We start from the raw sequence: 22,041 nt of genomic DNA, 5'->3' as shown, positions 1-22,041 counted from the left end.
GGGCGGCAAGGCGGAGAAGCCGGGGAAGGCCGCCGAGCCGGGTGGGTCCGGGAAGCCGGGCAAGTCGGTCAAGTCGGTCAAGTCGGGGAAGTCGGGGAAGTCGGGGAAGAAGAGCGTGGCGTCGTCCACGACCGCGGGGGTCCCAGAAGCGGCGACCCGGTGACCACGTACCCGACCCGCCTCGCCGCGCAGGCCCCCGGCTGGACGACGTACGCCGACGTCATCGTCATCGGCTCCGGGGTCGCGGGCCTGACCGCGGCCCTGCGCGCGCGGGCCGTCGGCAGCGTCCTGGTGGTCACCAAGGCCGTCCTCGACGAGGGTTCGACGCGTTGGGCGCAGGGCGGCATCGCCGCCGCGCTCGGCGAGGGCGACACCCCCGAGCAGCACATGCACGACACCCTGGTCGCGGGCGTCGGCCTGTGCGACGAGGAGGCCGTGCGGGTCCTGGTGAGCGAGGGCCCCGACGCGGTGCGCCGGCTCATGTCGGTCGGCGCGGAGTTCGACCGCGACGCCGAGGGCCGGATCCTCCTCACCCGCGAAGGCGGGCACCTGCGCAACCGCATCGCGCACGCGGGCGGCGACGCCACCGGTGCGGAGATATCGCGCGCGCTGGTGCACGCCGTCCAGGACGCGGGCATCGAGGTCATCGAACACGCCCTCGTCCTCGACCTGTTGCTGGACGACGCGGGGCGTGCGTGCGGGGTCACCCTGCACGTCATGGGCGAGGGCGCGCGCGACGGCGTGGGCGCCGTGCACGGGCGCGCGGTGATCCTGGCCGCGGGCGGGATGGGCCAGGTCTTCTCGTCCACCACCAATCCGCACGTGTCGACCGGCGACGGTGTCGCGCTCGCGCTGCGGGCCGGGGCCGAGGTGACCGACCTGGAGTTCGTGCAGTTCCACCCGACGGTGCTGTGGGTCGGCAGCGGCGCGGAAGGGCAGAAGCCGCTCGTGTCGGAGGCGGTGCGCGGCGAGGGTGCGCACCTCGTCGACGCCGACGGCACACGGTTCATGACGGGTCGTCACCCGCTGGGCGAACTGGCCCCGCGCGACGTCGTCGCCAAGGGCATCATGCGCCGGATGGCCGAGACGGGCGCCGAGCACATGTACCTGGACGCGCGGCACTTCGGCGAGCGCATGTGGGCCGAGCGCTTCCCGACGATCCTGGCCGCGTGCCGGGCGCACGGGATCGAACCGGCCCACGAGCCGATCCCGGTCGCGCCCGCGGCGCACTACGCGAGCGGGGGCGTGCGCACCGACCTGGACGGGCGTACCTCGGTACCCGGCCTGTACGCGTGCGGCGAGGTCGCGTGCACCGGCGTGCACGGCGCGAACCGGCTGGCGTCGAACTCCCTCCTGGAGGGCCTGGTCTTCGCCGAGCGGATCGCCGCGGACCTGGCGCGCGACCTGCCGCCGCGCCGCGAACCGGCGGCACCGGTGGGCGAGGCGGCGCTGTTGGACCCGGGCGTACGCCTGCCGCTGCAACGCGCGATGACCGACGGCGCCGGGGTGCTGCGCAGCCGCGAGAGCCTGCACGAGACCAAGCGCGTGCTCGACGAACTGGCCGCCCGCGCCGGGTCGGACCCGTGCACGGAGGCGTGGGAGGCGACCAACCTGCACACGGTCGCGAGCGCCCTGGCGGCCGCGGCGTACGACCGCGAGGAGACGCGCGGCTGCCACTGGCGCGAGGACTTCCCGGACGCCGACGACAAGGACTGGCTGGGGCACGTCGTGACGACGATGGCCGGCGGCCGCCTCGATCTGACGTACGAGCCCAAGGAGAAGCCGTGACGCTCACCCCGGACCTCACGTCCCGCCTGGCCGAGGCCGGTCTGGACCCGGCCGCGGTCGAGGCGCTGGTGCGCGCCGCCGTCGCCGAGGACCTGGACGGCGGCGTCGACGTCACCTCGGTCGCGACCGTGTCGGCGGACGCGCGCGGGCACGCCGACTTCACCGCGCGCACCGCGGGCGTCGTCGCCGGGATCCCGGTCGCCGAAGCGGTCGTCGAGGCGGTGTGCGGCGCCGACGTCGTCGTCGAGCGCTTCGCCGCGGACGGCGACCGCGTGGCGCACGGCCAGGTCCTGTTCACCGCGACCGGGGCGACCCGTGACCTCCTCACCGCGGAGCGTTCGGCCCTCAACCTGCTGTGCCGCCTCTCCGGCATCGCCACCCTCACGCGCGAGTGGGTCGACGCGGTCGCGGGCACCGGCGCGGCGATCCGCGACACCCGCAAGACGACGCCGGGTCTGCGGGCGCTGGAGAAGTACGCGGTGCGCTGCGGCGGCGGCGTCAACCACCGCATGTCGCTCTCGGACGCCGCGATGGTGAAGGACAACCACGTGGTGGCGGCCGGCGGCGTGGCGGAGGCCTTCCGGGCCGTGCGTTCGGCCTTCCCGGACGTGCCCGTCGAGGTCGAGGTCGACCGCCTGGACCAGATCCCGCCGGTGCTCGACGCCGGGGCGGACCTGATCCTTCTCGACAACATGGACCCGTACCGGCTCCGCGAGGCGGTCGCCCTGGTCGCGGGCCGCGCGCGCCTGGAATCCAGCGGCGGTCTGACCCTGGATACCGCCCGCGAGGTGGCCGCGACCGGCGTCGACTACCTCGCGGTGGGCGCGCTCACCCACTCCGCGCCGATCCTCGACATCGGCGTGGACCTCCGCGACTGACCCGCCCGCCGCTCCGCGAGGTACTGTGCACAGTTCCGCCCCCCGGGTCCCGGCAGTCCCCACCGGTCCCGTCCGACCCCTCGCCCCCGTCCCACCCCCGCTCCCTCGCCCCGACCTCGACCACCGCCACAGCCAAGGACACGCGACGATGCTCCTGACGATCGACGTAGGCAACACGCACACCGTGCTCGGCCTGTTCGACGGTGACGAAATCGTCGAGCACTGGCGCATCTCCACCGACGCGCGGCGCACGGCCGACGAGTTGGCGGTCGTGCTCCAGGGCCTGCTCGGACAGCATCCGCTCATCGGCGCGGGCGGCGTCGACGGCATCGCGGTCTGCTCGACCGTGCCGTCGGTCCTCCACGAGATGCGGGACATGTTCCGCCGCTACTACGGCGACATCCCCGCCGTGGTCGTCGAACCGGGCGTGAAGACCGGCGTCCCCGTCCTGATGGACAACCCCAAAGAGGTCGGCACCGACCGCATCATCAACGCGCTGGCGGCCATCAAGCTGTACGGCGGCCCCTGCATCGTCGTCGACTTCGGCACCGCCACCACCTTCGACGCAGTCAGCGCCAAGGGCGAGTACATCGGCGGCGCGATCGCCCCCGGCATCGAGATCTCCGTCGACGCCCTCGGCGCCCGCGGCGCGCAACTCCGCAAGATCGAGCTGATGCGCCCGCGCAGCGTCGTCGGCAAGAGCACCGTCGAGGCCATGCAGGCGGGCATTCTGTACGGTTTCGCGGGCCAGGTCGACGGCGTCGTCAAGCGCATGGCGGCGGAACTCTCCGACGACCCCGAGTCCGTCACCGTCGTCGCCACCGGCGGCCTCGCCACCCTGGTCCTCGGCGAGGCGTCCGTCATCGACATCCACGAACCATGGCTGACCCTGATCGGCCTGAGAATGGTCTACGAACGCAACGCGGGAGCGTGAACGAGCCCCCGCCGAGCCACCTCCGAGAACGCAGGATGTCCGCCCCTGCGCACCTTGGCGTCCCGCACCGACACCTCGCCGGCGGCCGCGACCACGACGTATTGCCGATCCCGGCGCGCCGGATACCGCTCGTTGTACCCGGCCGCCACCCACGCGTCGCGCAGGGACCGCAAGTTCCGCACGACGCCTTCGCGCGCCACTCCCGAGCGGTTGTACACCGCGTCTACCTGGATCTTCCCCGCCTGCGCCCTCCGGCATCGGTGCAGTCAGGTTGGTATTCGGTGCATTTCTGGTCGTCGCTGACCGACCTGGCTCCATTCGCGGCGCCCCACAACGCCCACGGCTGCGCGGCAAAGCAACGGGACATGAACTACCGCCGTGTTGACGCGATTTCGTGTCTTTCGGCGGGACGAGACGGGGGATCTCGCAACCCGCTCGGCAGCAGATACCCGCTGCCGCAGATGCTGGGCCGCGTTTCGATGCGGCTTCGCCGCGTCGGTGTCGTCGGTCTGGACGCCCCGCCCGCTGTTTCGGTGCCGGATACGCCGATGTGGACGATGCCGGCTTCCGCCGGATCGGCAGATTCAGCCCGTATCGTGCAGATATGCCGACGCCGCACGGAGACCACGGGCTGGCCTTCGCCATGTCCGAGGTCAGGGTGCTGCGGCGGGCGCTGCTGCTGGCGATGAAGTCGGAGTGCCCGCGGCGGCCGGGGGACCCGGAGCCGGCGGACTACTGGCTGCTGGACCAGGCCATCGCCGAGGCGGACGCGGAACGCCACCGGTTGCGCGCGTTCCACCTCGCCGAACTGGAACACCAGCGCGGTGCGCTGCCCGGGAGCGCGGCCACGTACCTCAGCGGCCTCGAACACGCCGTCTCCGCCTACGGCTACACCCCCACCGCCGAAGACCTCGCCGCCCTCCGCGCCCTGGCGGACCACCCCTGCGGCGACCGCGAACAACACCGCCGCGAGCACCTCCTGACCCGCTGCGCCGACCTCGCCGAACAAGCCATGGAACGCCGCCTCGCCGCCAAAGCCCGCGAACGCGAGGACTCCCCGGCCCCCCTCGACCTGCTCGTCCCGGTCCAGGTGACGTTCACCGTCGATGATGCTCCGGCTGTTCGACCGGAACCCGGCCCGTAGTCCCGGTCGCTCCGTAAAGTCCAATCTGACGGCAAATCAATTCGTTTGCTCAACATGGTTCCTGACCTGCTGTAACGGTTCAGTTGCCGACGATCGAAGTGACCGAATCGTTGTCATCGCCGGTTGATTCCCGACAGGTCCACACCAATAAGCTCACGGCTCACAACAGTCGCCCTGGGCCGTCACGGCTCTCGGTCGGCGACCGGGGGGCGCGCGTAGTGGGGCGCAGAGCGCTTCCCGGATACCTGCGCCAACAGTTGGCGAACCTGCCTTCCTCCCCGAACGCGTGAGGTCCGATGTCCCTGTTCCGCATGTCTCGACGCGCCGGCGTGTTCGGCGCGGCCGCGGCGACATTGCTCGTGGTCGGACCCGCCGCCGCGGGTGCGAGTGCCGACGAGTACGACAACTTCGTGGAGTTCTCCGCGCCGTACCAGTTCTCGGTGCTCAGCGCTCCCGACACCGGTGCCGCAAAGGCCCGGACGCTGAATCTCTCGATGTACAGCCAGGGCCCGGCCGACGGCAAAGACGTCGTGGTGACGCTCGACACCAAGAAGCTCGCCGGGATCGCCGACGCCACATTCCCCGACTATTGCAAGTCCGCCGGGACCGTCGTCACGTGCAATGTCGGAACCGTGCCCGTGCACCCGCCCGACACGTGGCGTCCGACGGTCACCCTTCCGGTCGAGCTGCGCGGCGCCAAGAACGCCAAGCCCGGCGCCAAGGGTCAGTTGGACTATGTGAGCGTGACGCAGTCGAACGGCAAGTCCCGCACCGACGCCGGGTTCACCGAGATCACCGTCGCCAGCGGGCACGACATCGTGCCGGGTGCGCTTCCGGAGATTGTGCGCGCGGAGCCCGGGGACATCGTCGACATGCCGGTGTCGCTGACAAACGTGGGCAACGGGAGTGTGAAGGGCATCTTCCTGCGCATGTCCACGATGGACGGCGCCGAGTTCGTCAATCGGTACAGCAACTGCCGGTACGACGAAGGTAACTTCTACGGCTCCGGTACCACCTGCCTCTTCCCCGACCTCACCGTTCAGCCGGGGGAGACGTACGCCCTGGCGGCCCCCGAGAAGTTCCGGGTCATGCCCGCGGCGACGCGCGCGTACGCGAACTACACGGTCGGCGGTGTGGTGGACTGGGACGAGTTCTCCACCGCCTCGCCGACCGACGGGACCCCGGGCGTCGGACCGGAGCTGAAGCTCGTGCGCAAGGCCTCGACTTCGGCGAAGATCGCCAAGGACATCGACACCGGTAACAACTACGCCGGTCTGGCGATCCACACCAGCCTTACGACCGACTTGGCCGCAGTCGGAGCGGGCGTGCCCGGCGCGGTCGGCACCACCGTGCAGGCGACGATCGGCATCGAGAACCTCGGTCCCGGCCGCTTCACCGACCGCTCGGGCGGCGAGGCGGACTACTCGGTGAAGGTGGTCATCCCGGAAGGCGCCACCGTTACCAAGGTGCCCGAGAACTGTGGCCTGTCGGATGGCAAGGACCTGGGCCTCGACCAGAAGACCCCGCGCTTCCCCGGCCTTGAAGCGAATGGGCGTCCCGCGTATGTGTGCCAGTGGGAAGGCGACTACTTCGCGTACCCGGTCGGCTCCAAGGGCCTGTTCGCCTTCGACCTGAAGATCGACAAGGTGGTCCCCGACGCGAAGGGCGGCATCCAGATCACCAGCGCGAGGCTCGACAAGAACCCCGGCAACAACCGTGCGGAACTTGTCATCAACCCGACGAAGCCCCCCGCGGGCGGCACCACCGGCGGAACCACCGGCGGTGCCGCCTCCGGCGGGGAGCCGCCTGCTGACAACGGGCCTGAGCTGGCCGAGACCGGGGGGTCGTCGTCGACGCCGCTCATTGCCGGTGTCGCAGGTGGGCTCTTGGTTGTGGCCGCGGGGGCTTTTGTGGTTGCGCGTCGCCGGAAGGGTGACGGCGCCGCCGCGGTGTGATGGGAACGGCTCGGCGTCGCGTACGGGCCGCCGGATCGGGCGGGGCTTCGGGCCCGCTCGATCCGCCGGGTCACGGGGCGGCACGGGCGCTTTTGATGGCGTGGTCTCTCCGAAGCCCCTGGACAGTGAGGTTTCATGCAGTCTGCACGCGTAAGCCGCCGCGGCGCGGTGGTCTTGGCCGCTGTCGTCTCCAGCTCAATTGCCGTGGTCGGCCTGGCCGGTACGGCACATGCGGAACGTGCGAAACTGTCGGTCTCCGTGTGGCCGGAGTCCGTGAGCCTGCCCCTGCCTCCGCCGGGCGGGGGATCGGTGAACGGTGCGGTGGTCTCGCCGTACATCTGGTACACGTCCGCCGGTGACCCGGCGAAGAACGTCGTGGTGACCTTCGACGGCGCCGGAATCGCCGGCTTCGCCGAGTTCGAGAAGCCGTACCCGGTGGACACGCCGTGCGTGACCACGTCGACGAAGATCACCTGTACGTTCCCGACCCTTGAGCAGTACGCCAACGTGCCCGGGTTCCGCATCAACGCCAAGCAGACGGCGGTCGAGGGTGACCACGGCACCGTCAAGGTCACCGCGAGGGCCGACAACGCGGATGTCAGCGTGACGACGCCGGAGATCGAGGTCGGCGCAGGCGGTCCCGACCTGAGCATCGAAGCCCCCGGGCCCGTCACCGGCCTCAAGGGCGGTGACACGCTGAACGTCCCGTTCTCCGTCCGCAGCAACGGGGCGGACCCGGGAAAGTTCGTGCTCCGCGTCGACAACGGCCGTGCGCAGTGGCGCTTCCAGGAGCAGTTCAAGAACTGTCTCTACTCGGACTACGGCATGGTCTGCGTACTCGACCAGCCGCTGACGAAGGGGGGCAACTACACGGCGGCCACGCCGGTGCAGGTCAAGGTTCCGGAAGCGGTGGCGGTCGACGGGTTCTCGCTGGGCGTCGACGTCTACGACGAAGAGGAGTTCGAGGAGTTCGTACGGTCGCAGGGATACGTCCCCGGCACCGGGTCGAAGGCCTTCGCGCTCGCGCAGCAGCCCACCGCCAAGGCTCTCCCCGACAACAGCCCGTGGAACAACGTCGACACACTCCGCCTGGAGACGATCCTGTCGGCGGACCTGGCGCTCGTCAACGGCCACGTCGTGGACGCGGGGACGCCCGGCCAATGGGCGCTCACGGCCGACCTGCGGAACCTCGGGCCGGGTGCCGTCTACGAGAACACCGACACGCGCCCGCTCGTGCGGGTCGATCTGCCGACCGGTGCCCGAGTCGTGGACGGGCGCATCGAGATGTGCAGGACGTCGGTGAAGGGTGCGGCCTACGGCTCCCTGGGGACCGGTGACGGCGTGTTCCTGGTGTGCTGGACCACCGAGTACCTGCCGCTTGCGGCCGCCAACCCGTGGCAGGTCAGGGTCATGCTGGACGCGGCGTCGGTTCCCGCGGGGTCGAGCGCCAAGATGACCATGTCGACGGCTCCGTACGACAAGAACAACGCCAACCAGACCATTACGGTCCCGCTGGTCCTGACGGCTCCGGGCGGTACCACGGGCGGCACGACGGGCGGAACCGGCACCCCGGGCACCGGCCCGTCCGCGAGCCCGGGCGTATCGACCGGCGGTGCCGCCACCGGCGCGCAGCCGCCTGCGGACGGTGGGTCTGAGTTGGCGGATACCGGGGATTCCTCGTCGACGCCGGTGATTGCCGGGGTTGCGGGTGGGCTGCTGGTTGTGGCGGCGGGGGCGTTTGTGGTTGTGCGGCGGCGTAAGGGGGGTGGGGCCGCCGCGGCGTGATCGGGTTGTGCGGTGAGCCGCGCATGAGTGCGTGACGGCTGATCGGTCGGTTGGCCGGCAAAGGGGCGGGGCCTTCGGGGCCCGCCCCTTTCGTATGGGTGCGGGCGTCGGTGAGCCGTGTCTTGACCGTGCGGGAGGTATTCGGGTACGGGGTCGGGGAGGGGCGCGGGTAGCCTTGCCTGGTGACCGAGAACGCCCAGGCCAACGTTGCGCCGACGACTGAGCCGAACTCCGTGCAGGCCGATGACCTTCCCGAGCAGATGCGGGTGCGCCGCGAGAAGCTTGAGCGGATGCGGGGGGAGGGGGTCGATCCGTACCCGGTCGGGTTCCCGCGGACCACGACCGTGGCGAAACTGCGCGAGGAGTTCCCGGCTCTGGAGCCGGACACGCAGACCGGCAAGCGGGTCGGGCTGACCGGCCGCGTGGTGTTGTCGCGGACCGGCGGGAAGCTGTGCTTCGCGACGCTGCGGGACGGCACGGGCGACCTCCAGGTGATGGTGTCGCTCGACAAGGCGGGTGCCGAGGCGCTCGCGGCCTGGAAGGCCGATGTCGACCTGGGCGACCACATCGGCGTGCACGGTGAGGTCATCACGTCCAAGCGCGGCGAGCTGTCGGTGATGGTGGACACCTGGGCCATGACCGCCAAGTGCCTGCGTCCGCTGCCGGACAAGCACAAGGGCATGACGGACCCCGAGGCGCGCGTGCGCATGCGGTACGTCGACCTCATCGTCAACGACGAGTCCCGCAAGATGCTGCGCACCCGCAGCGAGATCGTGCGCGCGGTGCGCACGTGGTTCAACGCGCGTGACTTCCTTGAGGTCGAGACGCCGATGCTCCAGCCGGTGCACGGCGGCGCGACCGCCCGTCCGTTCGTGACGCACATCAACGCGTACGACATGGACCTCTTCATGCGCATCGCCCCCGAGCTGTACCTCAAGCGGCTCGTGGTCGGCGGCGCGGAGCGGGTCTACGAGATCAACCGCAACTTCCGCAACGAGGGCGCGGACTCCACGCACAACCCCGAGTTCACGATGTTGGAGGCGTACGAGGCGTACGGCGACTACAACACGATGGCCGAGGTCACGCGCTCGGTGTACCAGTACACCGCGGAGCAGGTCTTCGGCACGCACGTGTTCGCGTGGGACGGCAAGGAGATCGACATCTCCGGCGAGTGGCCCGCGATCACGGTGTACGGCTCGGTGTCGGAGGCCGTGGGCGAGGAGATCACCCCGGCCACCCCGATCGAGCAGGTCCGCAAGCTGGCGGACGCGCGCGACATCGGGTGGGATCCGACGTGGGGCCAGGGCAAGTTGGTGCAGGAGCTGTTCGAGGAGCTGGTCGAGCACACGATCGTGCAGCCCACGTTCGTACGCGACTACCCGATCGAGACCTCGCCCCTGACGCGCCAGCACCGCGAACTGCCGGGGCTGGCCGAGAAGTGGGACCTGATCGGCTTCGGCATGGAGCTCGGCACCGCGTACTCCGAGCTCGTCGACCCGGTCGAGCAGCGCAAGCGCCTCACCGAGCAGTCGCTGCTGGCCGCCGGCGGGGACGCCGAGGCGATGCAGCTCGACGAGGACTTCCTGCGCGCGCTCGAATACGCGATGCCGCCCAGCGGCGGCCTCGGCCTCGGTATCGACCGCATGGTGATGGCCTTCACCGAGCGGAACATCCGCGAAACCATCCTCTTCCCGCTCGTGAAGCCGGAGTAGTCACATGGACGTAGCCGCTGCCCTGATCCCGTCCGCCGTCGTCTGCGCGATGTTCGTCGGCGTGATGATCACGATTTTCCGGGGGACCGACCCGCGGCGCTCGCGCAGTGACGCGGGTGCGGATTCCGGCGATTCGGGCGGGGGCGAGTGACGGACGGGCTGACGCCGATGACGCGTGTGGCCTGGTAACGGCCGAGGGCCAGAGCTCCTGGGGAACTCCGGCCCTCAGTTGTTGTTCTGACTGGGTGTCAGGTGTACGTCGGGAGCCGCGGCGGCATCAGATGGCGACGCCCTTGGCGCGCAGGTACGCGATCGGGTTGACGTCCGAGCCGTAGTTCGGGCCGGTGCGCACCTCGAAGTGCAGGTGCGGGCCGGTCGAGTTGCCGGTCGAGCCGGACAGGGCGATCTGCTGCCCGGTGGCCACCTTCTGGCCCGCCTTGACGGAGAACTTGGAGAGGTGCCCGTACTGCGTGTACTTGCCGTCCGGGTGCCTGATGACGATTTCGTTGCCGTACGCACCGCCCCAACCCGCCTTCACGACGGTGCCGGACGTCACGGCCTTGACCGAACTGCCCATCCCCGCCGAGAAGTCCTCGCCGGTGTGGCCGTGCGACCAGAGCGAGCCGGAGCGGCCATAGCTGCCGTGGCCGGCGCCCGCGACGGGGCGGACGTAGTCGGAGTCGGAGATGGCGGCGGCAGCCGGGGCCGCGGCGGGTGCGGGGGCCTTGGCGGGCTGGGCCGCGGCGGCTTGGGCGGCGGCCTGAGCAGCCGCGGCTTGGGCGGCGGCCTGGGCCTGGGCGGCGGCTGCCGCAGCGGCGGCCGCCTGCTGCTCGGCCTCGACGCGCGCCCGCTCGGCGGCCTCCGCGGCCGCCTTCTGCTCGGCTGCGGCGAACACCTCGCGGGCCTCGGCGTGCTGCTTGGCGGCCAGGACGTCGGACACCGCGGTCCCGCCGGAGCGCTTGGCGGAGCCGGACGCGCCGGACGCGCCGGACGACGCGGATTCCGCGGACACCGGCGCCTCGCGTGCCGTGCCGCGGGCAGCGGCCGCGTCCCCGCGGTCGTCTGCGGTCCGGGCGGCGAGCGCGTCCGCGCCGGTGCCGGTTGCGGCGCCGGGCGTACCCGCGGCGGCGACGGCCACCGCCGCGGTGTGCGAGTCGTCCGCGGCCGGGGCGCCCGAGGCGATGCCCACGCCGGTGGCCGTGGCCAGCGCGGCGATCCCGGCGACCATGAGGGCGGGCCGGGTCGGACGCCGCGCGCGCAGACGGTCGGCGCGGCTCGCGGGCGTGCGGGAGTTATCGGTGGGGTTCTGCACGGGGGTACCTCGGGGTGTTCGACGGCGTGCTCGCGCCCCCCGTGCGGCAAGGCCGCCGGATGGGAATCGGGCGCGCCCGGGCGACGGCCGTACGGGCCGGTGCGTGGGCGGCTGCGGGCGGCGCGGCGTCGGTGCGGCGCGGCTCGCTGCGGAGCGGGACGCGGACTCGGACGTCCTCGTACGAATCCGCCGGCCCGAAGCTCTGGCGCTGGGGTGCGCGGGGTCCGCCTCGGCGGCGGGACCCGGCTGGGGACCGGCTCAACAGTGGTAACAGACCGGTCGACCGCGAAGCCAACCTGTCACCGGACGCTCACTACGACGCACCGTCGTAGTCCGCTCCGGCCAATGGGCGATATGCCGGATTTGCCGCCCGGCGGAACTACTATGGGCCGTAGGGCGCGCTGAAACTCCTGTGTTTCAGATCACAAAATCCACAGGTTTGATGACGGCTAAACCCGGCAATGCCCGCGAATTTCCGACCGGAAGGGCCGCGCATGCCCCGCTTCGGAGAACTTGAGGAGCAGGTGATGCTCCGCCTGTGGGCGGTCCATGAACCCATGGCGGTACGCGACGTCCGCGACGCCCTGCTGCCGGAACGGGACCTCGCCTATACGACGGTGATGACGGTTCTCGACAACCTCTTTCGCAAGGGCGCGGTACGCCGGGGCCTCGACGGCCGGGCGTACCGCTACGAACCCGTGCTTTCCCGTGAAGCGCATACCGCGGGCCTCATGCGCGAGGACTGGCTTTCCGGCGGAGGGCGCGCGGGGGCATTGGTGCATTTTGTGGAAGGCATGAGTCCCGAGCAGTTGGACGCACTTCGGGACGCGCTCCGGGTGGCGCTTCCGGAGGAACCGGTGCCGAACGAGGACGACCCGGCCGCCCCGGACCCCGCTCCCGGCCTCGCTGACGACGCCAGCCCCGCTGACGGCGTCGGCTTCGACGCCGACCTCGACACCGACACCGACGCCGACCTCGATCCCGACCTCGGCTGAAGCTCTGTCGGCCGATCGGCGCGTGGCCCACGCGGGTGAAATCGCCGGGAATTCGGAGTGTTGTCCCCGCCCGTTCCGTGGAATGCGATCACCTTTTGAAGGGGTGAAATGTCCGTTAATCGGACAGGTGATGCGCCGAACGGAGTGAGGTGGGCGCCACGTGACCCGGAACCGGCCGACCCATGCCCGGGGCCGCTCGCGCATCCGCCTGCGGCGCGTGCTCCTGCCGGCGCTCACCGCGCTGGCCACCGCCGCCGCCCTGGTCGCGGTCCAACTCGCGGTGGCCGCCGGGCGGGACGTACGTCCGCACTTCGCGCTCGACCTCACGCTCGGCACGCCGGTCGCCGCCGACGGCGAGACGCTGACGGCCGTCGTACGCCTCACCATGACCGACACCGAGCCAGGCGAACAGGTCACCGTGGCGGGGCGGTTGACCGGCGGCCTGCGCACGGTCGGCGCGGACCCGTCGCGCGGCGGCTTCGACGCGCCCTCGGGCGTCTGGACGGTGCCCACCGCGCCGGGACGCAGCGAGGCCGTTCTGCTGTGGCGGGTCCAGGCCGCGGCGAAGTCGGGCGGTGCGGTGGAGAGCGTACGGGTGTCGGTCACGTCCCCTCGGACACGCGCACGCGCCGTGGCGCCTTCGGGCACCCCGTCGCCCTTCGCGTCGGCGAGCGCGGCCACCGGATCGCCAAAGCCGACCAAGCCGATTGAGCAGACCAAGGCGACCAATCCGAACAAACCGAGCGGGCCCGCCGACCCGACGACGTCCGCCAAGCCGTCCCCGTCCGGCAAGCCGGTCACGCCGACGATGCCGGGCGCAGCGTCCACGGAGCCGCCCAAGGCCGCGTCGCCGTCACCAACGACGCAGGGCACGCCGGCCACGAAGCCCACGCCAACCGCCGGCACGAAGTCGCCGGCGCCCCCGAGTGCGACCCCCAAGCCCTCGCCGCCCCAGACCGCCAAGCCGACCCCCACATCCGCGCCGCCTTCGCCGACCCCGCCCCCCACCAAGCCGCCAGCGCCTCCGACCACCACCGCCGCGCCCGAGCCGACCCCGTCCCCGACCCGCACCCCGCCTCCGCCGACCCCCGTTCCCACCCCCACCCCGAAGCCTCCACCGCCACCCCCGCCCGCCCCCACATCCGAGGTTGAGGTCCCGCCCGCCCAGCGCTGCGCCGACGACGCGGCCTCCGCCTGTGCCGAGCTCCGCTTCGGCACGCCGCGCCTCACCCTCGCCCGGGCCGTCGACACGACCGACGCCCGGCCCGGCCAGACGGTTACGCACACCGTCACCGTCGCCGACTCGGGCGACGCCGCCGCGCTGTTCGCGAGCATCCGCAACAGCCTCCCGGCCGGAGCGCCGCTGCTGTGGGGCGCGTTGTCGCAGGGCACGTACGACGTGGGTACGGGCGTCTGGCAGACCGGCCGCATCGCCGCCGGTGGGCGGGCCACGCTGACGCTGGCCGTCCGCGTACCGGATCCCGCCGCCGGGACCGTCATGGCCGCGCGTTCGGATTTCGTGGCGTCGTCCGATCCCGCGCCGGCCGTCACCGGCCCGTGCCCCGACGATCCCGACTCGGCCTGCACGAGCACCCGTATCTCGGCACGTTGACGCGCGTTCCCGGGCACCGGCCGGGAACCCGCGCGATGCCGCGGAGCCACCTCTCAACAACCCCGAATGGGGTGATTCCGGAGTCCGTTCCGATGCCGCGCTAATGTCCGCCGACTGGATACCCACCAGTTGTCGGGCGGGCATGTCGGCGAGTTGTCGGCAAAGGTTGTGTCCGCATTCCGGGCCCCCGGCGCCGGGTGTTCGCACGGTGTTCCCAGGGGCTGCCGGGGCGCCCGCGACCGGCTCGCGTGATCGCGATACCTTCACGTCATGGAAGTCACGATCCGCCGGGCCAGAACCTCGGATGTCGCGGCCATTCGACGGCTGGTGGACGACTACGCGGGCAAGCGCATCCTCCTCGACAAACCGACTGTGACACTGTTTGAGGACGTTCAGGAGTTCTGGGTCGCCGAACGCGACGGGGACGGGCTCGTCGTCGCCTGCGGCGCGTTGCACGTCCTGTGGGAGGACCTTGCCGAGGTACGCACTCTCGCCGTCGACACGTCCTGCCGGGGCCACGGAGTGGGCCACCGACTGCTCGCCAAGTTGTTGGAGACGGCGCGTTGGCTCGGCGTGCGCCGGATATTCTGCCTGACCTTCGAGGTGGACTTCTTCGCACGGCACGGCTTCGTGGAGATCGAGGCCACACCGGTGGATCCGGAGGTCTACCGCGAACTACTTCGTTCGTATGACGAAGGCGTCGCGGAGTTTCTGGACCTGGAACGCGTGAAGCCCAACACCCTCGGCAACACGCGGATGCTCCTTCACCTGTAGCGCGTGCACCGATCGGCCGTCTATCCACAGTCAAACGCATTGCCGGGGCGTTCGGTTCCGCTTCCCCGGGTTTGAATTTTTCCGGGAAAAGCGGTTTCCTTTTCATGGTTGGTGGCGATCCCTCCCGATGAAAGGGAAACCGGTGGCACAGAAGGTCCAGATTCTTCTCGTGGACGACCTCGACGGCGGGAAGGCCGACGAGACGGTGACGTTCGCCCTCGACGGTGTCTCGTACGAGATCGACCTCAGCGAAGCGAATGCGGGCGAGCTCCGCAACGCTCTGGCCACGTATGTACAGGTGGCACGCAAGACCGGTGGCCGGGTCGGTCGCCGGGCCGCGCGGGGGACGGCCAAGTCGGCCGGTACGGGTGCGGCGGACACGGCGCTCGTGCGTCAGTGGGCGAGGGACAACGGGTATGAGGTGAGCGAGCGCGGTCGCGTGCCCGCGAACATCCGCGAGGCGTACGACAAGGCTCACGCCTGATCGACGACACAGGGCGGTCCCGTCGTTTCCCGCTTCGGCGCGGAAGGGACGGGACCGCCCTTTGCTGATTTATGTTCTATGTCCCTTTTGTGGAAATAATGCGCAAGTCGACTGCGGGCCCGCCTCGGGCCCACTGCGGGCGCCGGATCAGCCGTCGTGGCCGCGGCGCTGCCGGGGGAGCAGCCGGACCTGCTGGCATGCGTCGGCGAGGCCGCTCAGCAGCCGCGTGACGTCCGGGAAGCGCACGTCCACGGTCATCAGTGCCTCCGCCCTCGCCCCGGCCGCACAGCGCAGCCGTGACGCCGCGGGCGGACGCAGCCAGCGGGCCGACTCCCAGGCCCGGGGCCACGGCGCCAGCCAGGTGGCCGGCCACGGCGACGGCGCCGGTACGGAGTCGCCCGCGCCGAACGCGCGCAGGTCCAGGCCGAGATCCGACCAGTCCAGCCAGTCCAGCAGCGCGGGCAGGTCCTCCGCGACGCCCGGCGCGACGAAGAACTGCACGCGCCCGGACGCCGTCGCCGCGACCGGCCCGAGCGGCAGGCCCAGGCGTTCGGCCCGGTGCAGCGCCCGCGTCCCGGCGGCGCCAGGGACGTCGAGTACGTCGAAATGCACCCCCGTGGCCAGCCGCACCGCCCGTCGCGGCGAGGCACCCCACCAGCGAAGGATCACGCCGGGGTCGGTCGTGCCGTCACCGCGGCTCGCGCCCGCCCCGCCCAGGTCACCGAGCTCGGCAGGCATGCTCGGTGCGGCTCGTGTCCCCGGCCCGGCCGGTTCCGATCCGCCTCTGTCGCCCGGGTTCCCGGTGTCCGTGCCACCCCCTTCGTCCGCCGTTTCGGGCAGGACCGGCCAGCCGAGGGCGCGGGCGTACCACAGCGCCTCGTCCTGCGGCCCGGGGAGCATCGCCGCCGAGCGACGGGCGAAAAGGAGTGTCGCTGTCATAGCGTGTTCAACTCCGGGAGTGGGCGCCGGTTACGAGAGGTGATTGATCGATTGCGCTACGTGCACGGGCCTACTGTAATCCGCGGTGCGGGTCGCCCGCGGGAAGCCGCGCCACCTGCGGACTTCCTTGTGCCGTATGGCGGTCGGCGGGCGTATGCCCGGCAACGCCGTGGGTATGAGCCGGGCAGGACCGCGATCGAGGGGGCGCTTGTGCGATGTGGGGCGAGGCACAAAGGGGGCGCGGTCCGCGGGGACCGGGCCGCCGGAGCGGCCCTCGAAGCGCCGCGTTCGCTTCTGGCGTACTCGCAATCGGTCACTCCGCTTGGTTCGGGGGAACACTGCCCCGCACTATCAGGTTTGACTAGGTGTCCGGAGCGGCCCGCAACACGTGGGTCGCACGTCCATGTGGACGAAGTGAGCGGTCCCGCGTGCGGGACTAGCATGCGGAAGGACAGGGAGGGGACCGTCCCCGAACTGCACGACCGCTCTGAGGAGCGATAACGATGTTCGAGAGGTTCACCGACCGCGCGCGGCGGGTTGTCGTCCTGGCTCAGGAGGAGGCCAGGATGCTCAACCACAACTACATCGGGACCGAGCACATCCTCCTCGGCCTCATCCACGAGGGTGAGGGCGTGGCCGCGAAGGCGCTGGAGAGCCTCGGCATTTCGCTTGAGGCGGTCCGTCAGCAGGTGGAGGAGATCATCGGCCAGGGCCAGCAGGCCCCGTCCGGGCACATCCCCTTCACTCCCCGTGCCAAGAAGGTCCTGGAGCTCTCGCTGCGCGAGGCGCTTCAGCTCGGCCACAACTACATCGGCACCGAGCACATCCTGTTGGGCCTGATCCGCGAGGGCGAGGGCGTCGCGGCCCAGGTCCTGGTCAAGCTGGGCGCGGATCTGAACCGGGTGCGGCAGCAGGTCATCCAGCTGCTGTCCGGCTACTCGGGTGAGAAGACCGCCTCCCCGGGCGGCGCCGGGCAGGAGGGCACGCCGTCCACCTCGCTCGTGCTGGACCAGTTCGGCCGCAACCTCACGCAGGCTGCCCGCGAGGGCAAGCTCGACCCGGTCATCGGGCGTGAGAAGGAGATCGAGCGGGTCATGCAGGTGCTGTCCCGCCGCACCAAGAACAACCCGGTGCTGATCGGCGAGCCCGGCGTCGGCAAGACCGCGGTCGTCGAGGGCCTGGCCCAGGCGATCGTCAAGGGCGAGGTCCCGGAGACGCTGAAGGACAAGCAGCTCTACACCCTCGACCTCGGCGCCCTGGTGGCCGGTTCGCGCTACCGCGGTGACTTCGAGGAGCGTCTGAAGAAGGTGCTCAAGGAGATCCGCACGCGCGGCGACATCATCCTGTTCATCGACGAGCTGCACACGCTCGTCGGTGCGGGCGCCGCCGAGGGCGCGATCGACGCCGCCAGCATCCTCAAGCCGATGCTGGCCCGCGGCGAGCTCCAGACGATCGGCGCCACGACGCTCGACGAGTACCGCAAGCACCTGGAGAAGGACGCGGCCCTGGAGCGCCGCTTCCAGCCGATCCAGGTCGCGGAGCCGTCGCTGTCGCACACCATCGAGATCCTCAAGGGTCTGCGCGACCGGTACGAGGCGCACCACCGCGTCTCGATCACCGACGCCGCGCTGGTGGCCGCCGCGACCCTGGCGGACCGGTACATCTCGGACCGGTTCCTGCCGGACAAGGCGATCGACCTCATCGACGAGGCCGGCTCGCGCATGCGCATCCGCCGCATGACCGCGCCGCCGGACCTGCGCGAGTTCGACGAGAAGATCGCGAACGTGCGCCGCGAGAAGGAGTCCGCGATCGACGCGCAGGACTTCGAGAAGGCGGCCTCGCTGCGCGACAAGGAGAAGACCCTCCTTGCCGACAAGGCGAAGCGCGAGAAGGAGTGGAAGGCCGGCGACATGGACGTCGTCGCCGAGGTCGACGAAGAGCTGATCGCCGAAGTGCTGTCCACGGCGACCGGTATCCCGGTGTTCAAGCTCACCGAGGAGGAGTCGGCCCGTCTGCTCCGCATGGAGGACGAGCTGCACAAGCGGGTCATCGGCCAGAAGGACGCCATCAAGGCGCTCTCCCAGGCGATCCGCCGTACCCGTGCCGGTCTGAAGGACCCGAAGCGCCCGGGTGGCTCGTTCATCTTCGCGGGCCCGTCCGGTGTCGGTAAGACCGAGCTGTCCAAGACGCTCGCCGAGTTCCTGTTCGGGGACGAGGACGCGCTGATCCAGCTCGACATGTCGGAGTTCTCCGAGAAGCACACCGTGTCGCGGCTGTTCGGCTCGCCTCCCGGCTACGTCGGCTACGAGGAGGGCGGCCAGCTCACCGAGAAGGTGCGCCGCAAGCCGTTCTCGGTCGTGCTGTTCGACGAGGTCGAGAAGGCGCACCCGGACATCTTCAACTCGCTGCTCCAGATCCTGGAGGACGGTCGCCTGACCGACTCCCAGGGTCGGGTCGTCGACTTCAAGAACACCGTCATCATCATGACGACCAACCTCGGCACCCGGGACATCTCGAAGGGCTTCGGCCTCGGCTTCACCGGCAACTCGGACGTCAAGACCGGGTACGACCGGATGAAGGCGAAGGTCAACGAGGAGCTGAAGCAGCACTTCCGCCCCGAGTTCCTGAACCGTGTCGACGACACGATCGTGTTCCACCAGCTGTCCGAGGACGACATCATCCAGATCGTCGACCTCATGATCGCCAAGGTGGACGAGCGGCTGAAGGACCGGGACATGGGCCTGGAGCTCACCCCGGCGGCCAAGAAGCTGCTCGCGAAGAAGGGCTACGACCCGCTCCTGGGCGCGCGTCCGCTGCGGCGCACGATCCAGCGGGAGATCGAGGACACCCTGTCCGAGAAGATCCTGTACGCGGAGCTGCGGCCCGGTTCGATCGTGGTGGTCGGCACCGAAGGCGACGGCGAGGACGAGAAGTTCACGTTCGTCGGCGAGGAGAAGGCCGCGCTGCCGGACGTCCCGCCGGTCGAGGCCGCGGGCTCCGGCCCGGACCTGACCAAGGGCGAGGCGTCCTGACGCCGACCGCTCCGCGCTCGCCGCGCGACTGACGAAGGGCCGCCCCCGGGAAACCGGGGGCGGCCCTTCGCCTGGGCCCTGTCTTCGAGGTCCCGCCGGGCCCGCGGGGCCGTCCGACGGGATGTTGAGGACGCTCCCCCTTGTCCGGGCCGGTCCGCGGAGGGCTCAGACCGGAACCGGGAAGCAGGCGCACAGCGCCTTGCGGTCGCCGAGCACCAGGGCCTCGACGCGTTCGGCGAGGGTGCGCGCGATGAGCAGGCCGCGGCCGCGCTCGCGCTCCTCGCCGGGGTCCCGCACCTGGTCGAGGTCGGGCACGAACTCCGGGGCGAAGTCAACGACTTCGATCCACAGGTAGCCGGGGTCGACGGAGACCCAGACCTCTATCCCACCGCACATGCCGGCGTGTTCGACGGCGTTGCCGGCGAGTTCGGACACCACCTGGACCGGCGCGAAGCTGTCCACGCCGAATTTGTGGCACAGCCCCTCCACATGCTCGCGCGCGGTGGCGACGGAGCTCGGAAGGGAAGGCAGCCGCACGATGTAGACGGGCTCCGAATACGCGGCGGTGGCGTGCACAGCTCTCCCTGGGGGCCGCGCGGTGCGACTTCGGCATCGCGGTGATCGTCGCTCTTGGTGTTGACTCAACAGCGGTGTGTAGCCAAGATGAGTGAAGCACTCATGAAACTGCACATGCAAGTAGGCGCGGAAAAGTCGCACAAGAATCATGAATCGTCCTCGGGGAAGGCGAGTTGCGATGGCGACGGACTCTCAGCACACCCTGAAGCGCAAGCGCCTCGGTCAGGAGTTGCGTCGGCTGCGCGAGGAACGCGAGATCTCCAGGAATGCCGCGGCCGCGGCGATCAAGGGCGACGTCAGCAAAATCAGCCGAATGGAGTTGGCGCGCGCCTACGTCAGCCCGCACGATCTGGTGACCTTGTGCCGCCTGTACGACGTGCCGCCCCAACAGCAGTTCGAACTGGAGCAGTTGATCGTCGGTAAGCGGCCCCGGCATTGGTGGCGCGAGTACTCCGATGTGATGAATGCGCACCTGGCCGAGTTCGTCGCGCTGGAGGACGACGCGGTCCTGGAGCGCGAGTACCAGCCGATGGTGATCCCGGGGATGCTCCAGATCGCCGAATACATGACCGCGGTGATGGAGACCGGCCTGCACGCGCTGGGCCGCGACCAGATCGAAAGCCTTGTCGCGGTACGCCGGGGCCGCCAGCGCAGGCTGGTCGACGACTCCCTGCTGGGCTATCACGGCATCGTCACGGAGGCCGCGCTGCACATCGACACCGGCGGTCCCGAGGTGATGCGGGCGCAGCTGCGGCACCTCGCGGAGATGGCCGAACTCCCGAACGTCACCTTTCAGGTCGTGCCGTTCAACGGGCCGCGGAGAGCCGCCTATGCCAACGGATTCGTGCTGCTCGGATTCGCCGATTCGGCGGATCCGGACGTGGCGTTCATGGAGGGCATCGGAGGTATGATCCCGCGTGATTCACGGCGCGAAGTCCAGCGCTACGACCGCCTGTTTCGACTGATCGAGGGGTCGGCTCTGGCGCCGGACGACACGGTCGCGCTGCTCCGCGCACGAGCAGAAAGCATTTCATGAACAAGTCCTCGCTCTACCTGGCCGACATGACCGACGCACTGTGGGTCAAGTCGACCTTCTCCGCCGACCAGAACGGCTGCTGCGTCGAACTCGCCGCGATCGACGGAGGGATCGCGATGCGGGATTCCCAGGACACCGGCCGTCCGGCGCTGTGCTACACCCGCGAGGAACTCGCGGCGTTCATCGCGGGCGTCAAGGCCGGGGAGTTCGACCGCTTCCTGTGAGCCCCGGTGTCTCCGGTGTTGCCGCCGTTCCCACTTGCGGGTGATTCGGTCGAGCCGGGTGAGCCGGGTGAGCCGTCTCCGGGCGAACCGTCTCCGGGTGGACCAGGCGGCAGCCGCTCCGCAGCCACGGCGCCACGACCCCGGGGAAGTCGGTCGGGCAGGTCGGGCCCGGCGTGTTGGTGAGCGTGGCCCCGGTGACCTCGCTCCCCGCGTCCCGCAGATCCCGGTGCCGGTACGGAAGTTCGCCGTCGCAGGCGGTCCACAGCAGTGCGGCCCGATCGTCCGGCCGTACGCGCACCTGGGACAGATAGGCGGCGGGCTCGTCCGGGGTCGGCGCGGCGGCGTCCAAGTCGACCGCGCCGTCGGGCACTTCGGGCCCCCACGCAAGGACGGTCGGGAAGCACGGCAACGCCACCGCGACCTCGGCGGCCCGGTAGTCGCCTATGCGGGTGCTGGTGACCATGGTCCGGGCGCCGCCGCGGCGCGCGCGGTACGTGAGGGTCCGGTCCCGCAGGCTCACCGCCAGCGGCATCGCCGTCGCGCCGATCCGCCAGCAGGCCAGCCCGGTCTGCACCAGCTCCACCCCGGCGGGGAGTTGGATGGCCACGGTGTCGCCCCTGCCCACCCCGTGCCGCAGCAGCTGCGCGGCGAGCCGGTCGACTTCCTGGTCGAGGCGGCTCCACGTCCACTCCTCCGGGCCGCGCCCGGTCAGCAGGTGGATGTCGGACGGATCGGCCACCGCCGGGTCGTCCGGGTGCACCGCGACCCGGTCTCGCAGCAGGCAGTCGAGGGTTTCGTCGCCCCACCGCGCCTGCGCGGCGTCAACTACCCCTGGGTGATCGGCCATTGCACCCACGGTAG

19 protein-coding genes are annotated in these 22,041 nt (G+C 70.6%); 15 read left to right on the top strand and 4 right to left on the bottom strand.

The genetic code is table 11. The features are described 5' to 3' along the window. Positions 1 to 159 precede the first annotated feature (159 nt). The 8 genes from ACRX5S_RS19250 (at position 160) to ACRX5S_RS19215 (ending at position 10,347) form a co-directional block, all read left to right on the top strand. Positions 160 to 1,788, top strand: coding sequence for an L-aspartate oxidase (locus ACRX5S_RS19250; protein WP_436774219.1), 1,629 nt, complete (start codon positions 160 to 162; stop codon positions 1,786 to 1,788). Then, entirely contained in the window at positions 1,785 to 2,666 is an 882-nt protein-coding gene (nadC, locus tag ACRX5S_RS19245; RefSeq protein ID WP_436774218.1) for a carboxylating nicotinate-nucleotide diphosphorylase, read from the top strand. Before ACRX5S_RS19250 ends, nadC begins: the two co-directional genes overlap by 4 nt. Before the next feature lie 148 nt (positions 2,667 to 2,814). Further along, on the top strand, positions 2,815 to 3,600 hold the full coding sequence (locus tag ACRX5S_RS19240; RefSeq protein WP_358350168.1) for a type III pantothenate kinase: 786 nt from the start codon (positions 2,815 to 2,817) through the stop codon (positions 3,598 to 3,600). A gap of 604 nt (positions 3,601 to 4,204) precedes the next feature. Beyond that, positions 4,205 to 4,744, top strand: coding sequence for a hypothetical protein (locus tag ACRX5S_RS19235; RefSeq protein WP_436774217.1), 540 nt, complete (start codon positions 4,205 to 4,207; stop codon positions 4,742 to 4,744). A gap of 311 nt (positions 4,745 to 5,055) precedes the next feature. Further along, entirely contained in the window at positions 5,056 to 6,699 is a 1,644-nt protein-coding gene (locus tag ACRX5S_RS19230) for an LAETG motif-containing sortase-dependent surface protein (protein ID WP_436774216.1), read from the top strand. A 135-nt stretch (positions 6,700 to 6,834) separates the two neighbouring features. Continuing rightward, positions 6,835 to 8,484: an LAETG motif-containing sortase-dependent surface protein gene (locus tag ACRX5S_RS19225; RefSeq protein ID WP_436774215.1), complete on the top strand. Its 1,650-nt coding sequence runs from the start codon at positions 6,835 to 6,837 to the stop codon at positions 8,482 to 8,484. Positions 8,485 to 8,666: 182 nt separating this feature from the next. Beyond that, positions 8,667 to 10,196, top strand: coding sequence for a bifunctional lysylphosphatidylglycerol synthetase/lysine--tRNA ligase LysX (gene lysX, locus ACRX5S_RS19220; RefSeq protein ID WP_436774214.1), 1,530 nt, complete (start codon positions 8,667 to 8,669; stop codon positions 10,194 to 10,196). 4 nt (positions 10,197 to 10,200) lie between these two features. Then, entirely contained in the window at positions 10,201 to 10,347 is a 147-nt protein-coding gene (locus ACRX5S_RS19215; RefSeq protein ID WP_436774213.1) for a hypothetical protein, read from the top strand. Positions 10,348 to 10,473: 126 nt separating this feature from the next. Here the strand turns inward: ACRX5S_RS19215 and ACRX5S_RS19210 are convergent, their stop codons facing one another. Beyond that, a complete protein-coding gene (locus tag ACRX5S_RS19210) occupies positions 10,474 to 11,508 on the bottom strand; it encodes a M23 family metallopeptidase (protein ID WP_436774212.1) in 1,035 nt (344 codons plus the stop codon). 494 nt (positions 11,509 to 12,002) lie between these two features. Here ACRX5S_RS19210 and ACRX5S_RS19205 point away from each other — a divergent pair, with 494 nt between their 5' ends. The 4 genes from ACRX5S_RS19205 to ACRX5S_RS19190 all read left to right on the top strand — a co-directional run bounded on the left by ACRX5S_RS19205 (position 12,003) and on the right by ACRX5S_RS19190 (position 15,373). After that, positions 12,003 to 12,503, top strand: coding sequence for a BlaI/MecI/CopY family transcriptional regulator (locus tag ACRX5S_RS19205; RefSeq protein ID WP_436774211.1), 501 nt, complete (start codon positions 12,003 to 12,005; stop codon positions 12,501 to 12,503). 160 nt (positions 12,504 to 12,663) lie between these two features. Then, positions 12,664 to 14,115 carry a hypothetical protein gene (locus ACRX5S_RS19200; protein ID WP_436774210.1) on the top strand — a complete coding sequence of 484 codons (1,452 nt, stop codon included), beginning with the start codon at positions 12,664 to 12,666 and terminating at the stop codon, positions 14,113 to 14,115. A gap of 270 nt (positions 14,116 to 14,385) precedes the next feature. Then, positions 14,386 to 14,889, top strand: coding sequence for an amino-acid N-acetyltransferase (locus tag ACRX5S_RS19195; protein WP_436774209.1), 504 nt, complete (start codon positions 14,386 to 14,388; stop codon positions 14,887 to 14,889). A 142-nt stretch (positions 14,890 to 15,031) separates the two neighbouring features. After that, on the top strand, positions 15,032 to 15,373 hold the full coding sequence (locus ACRX5S_RS19190; RefSeq protein ID WP_436774208.1) for a histone-like nucleoid-structuring protein Lsr2: 342 nt from the start codon (positions 15,032 to 15,034) through the stop codon (positions 15,371 to 15,373). Positions 15,374 to 15,520: 147 nt separating this feature from the next. On the opposite strand, the gene ACRX5S_RS19185 is transcribed toward ACRX5S_RS19190, so the two are convergent. Continuing rightward, a complete protein-coding gene (locus ACRX5S_RS19185; protein WP_436774207.1) occupies positions 15,521 to 16,312 on the bottom strand; it encodes a bifunctional DNA primase/polymerase in 792 nt (263 codons plus the stop codon). Between the two features lie 503 nt (positions 16,313 to 16,815). Between ACRX5S_RS19185 and ACRX5S_RS19180 the strand changes: the two genes are divergently transcribed. Then, positions 16,816 to 19,344 (top strand): ATP-dependent Clp protease ATP-binding subunit, encoded by a 2,529-nt coding sequence (locus ACRX5S_RS19180; RefSeq protein WP_436774206.1) that lies wholly within the window; start codon positions 16,816 to 16,818, stop codon positions 19,342 to 19,344. A gap of 165 nt (positions 19,345 to 19,509) precedes the next feature. Here the strand turns inward: ACRX5S_RS19180 and ACRX5S_RS19175 are convergent, their stop codons facing one another. Continuing rightward, on the bottom strand, positions 19,510 to 19,920 hold the full coding sequence (locus ACRX5S_RS19175; RefSeq protein WP_436774205.1) for an ATP-binding protein: 411 nt from the start codon (positions 19,918 to 19,920) through the stop codon (positions 19,510 to 19,512). 178 nt (positions 19,921 to 20,098) lie between these two features. Here ACRX5S_RS19175 and ACRX5S_RS19170 point away from each other — a divergent pair, with 178 nt between their 5' ends. Both ACRX5S_RS19170 and ACRX5S_RS19165 read left to right on the top strand, forming a co-directional pair. Beyond that, positions 20,099 to 20,956: a DUF5753 domain-containing protein gene (locus ACRX5S_RS19170; protein ID WP_436774204.1), complete on the top strand. Its 858-nt coding sequence runs from the start codon at positions 20,099 to 20,101 to the stop codon at positions 20,954 to 20,956. Continuing rightward, positions 20,953 to 21,180: a DUF397 domain-containing protein gene (locus ACRX5S_RS19165; RefSeq protein ID WP_436774203.1), complete on the top strand. Its 228-nt coding sequence runs from the start codon at positions 20,953 to 20,955 to the stop codon at positions 21,178 to 21,180. The genes ACRX5S_RS19170 and ACRX5S_RS19165 overlap by 4 nt, the downstream gene beginning before the upstream one ends. Here ACRX5S_RS19165 and ACRX5S_RS19160 read toward each other — a convergent pair. Beyond that, a complete protein-coding gene (locus tag ACRX5S_RS19160; protein ID WP_436774202.1) occupies positions 21,149 to 22,027 on the bottom strand; it encodes an AMP-binding protein in 879 nt (292 codons plus the stop codon). The two genes, ACRX5S_RS19165 and ACRX5S_RS19160, sit on opposite strands and share 32 nt — an antisense overlap. Positions 22,028 to 22,041 lie beyond the last annotated feature (14 nt).

It is taken from the genome of Yinghuangia sp. YIM S09857, assembly GCF_051388915.1.
Taxonomy (GTDB): domain Bacteria; phylum Actinomycetota; class Actinomycetes; order Streptomycetales; family Streptomycetaceae; genus Yinghuangia.
Note: the sequence above shows the minus strand (reverse complement) of the source record. Positions and strands in the feature narration are given on the sequence as shown.

Bases quoted from the DNA above. Each gene is read 5' to 3' on its own strand.
- ACRX5S_RS19230 (WP_436774216.1), top strand. From the start codon at position 5,056: ATGTCTCGACGCGCCGGCGTGTTCGGCGCGGCCGCGGCGACATTGCTC.
- ACRX5S_RS19205 (WP_436774211.1), top strand. From the start codon at position 12,003: ATGCCCCGCTTCGGAGAACTTGAGGAGCAGGTGATGCTCCGCCTGTGG.
- ACRX5S_RS19215 (WP_436774213.1), top strand. From the start codon at position 10,201: ATGGACGTAGCCGCTGCCCTGATCCCGTCCGCCGTCGTCTGCGCGATG.
- ACRX5S_RS19165 (WP_436774203.1), top strand. From the start codon at position 20,953: ATGAACAAGTCCTCGCTCTACCTGGCCGACATGACCGACGCACTGTGG.
- ACRX5S_RS19195 (WP_436774209.1), top strand. From the start codon at position 14,386: ATGGAAGTCACGATCCGCCGGGCCAGAACCTCGGATGTCGCGGCCATT.
- ACRX5S_RS19185 (WP_436774207.1), bottom strand. From the start codon at position 16,312: ATGACAGCGACACTCCTTTTCGCCCGTCGCTCGGCGGCGATGCTCCCC.
- ACRX5S_RS19170 (WP_436774204.1), top strand. From the start codon at position 20,099: ATGGCGACGGACTCTCAGCACACCCTGAAGCGCAAGCGCCTCGGTCAG.
- ACRX5S_RS19235 (WP_436774217.1), top strand. From the start codon at position 4,205: ATGCCGACGCCGCACGGAGACCACGGGCTGGCCTTCGCCATGTCCGAG.
- ACRX5S_RS19180 (WP_436774206.1), top strand. From the start codon at position 16,816: ATGTTCGAGAGGTTCACCGACCGCGCGCGGCGGGTTGTCGTCCTGGCT.
- ACRX5S_RS19225 (WP_436774215.1), top strand. From the start codon at position 6,835: ATGCAGTCTGCACGCGTAAGCCGCCGCGGCGCGGTGGTCTTGGCCGCT.
- ACRX5S_RS19240 (WP_358350168.1), top strand. From the start codon at position 2,815: ATGCTCCTGACGATCGACGTAGGCAACACGCACACCGTGCTCGGCCTG.
- ACRX5S_RS19160 (WP_436774202.1), bottom strand. From the start codon at position 22,027: ATGGCCGATCACCCAGGGGTAGTTGACGCCGCGCAGGCGCGGTGGGGC.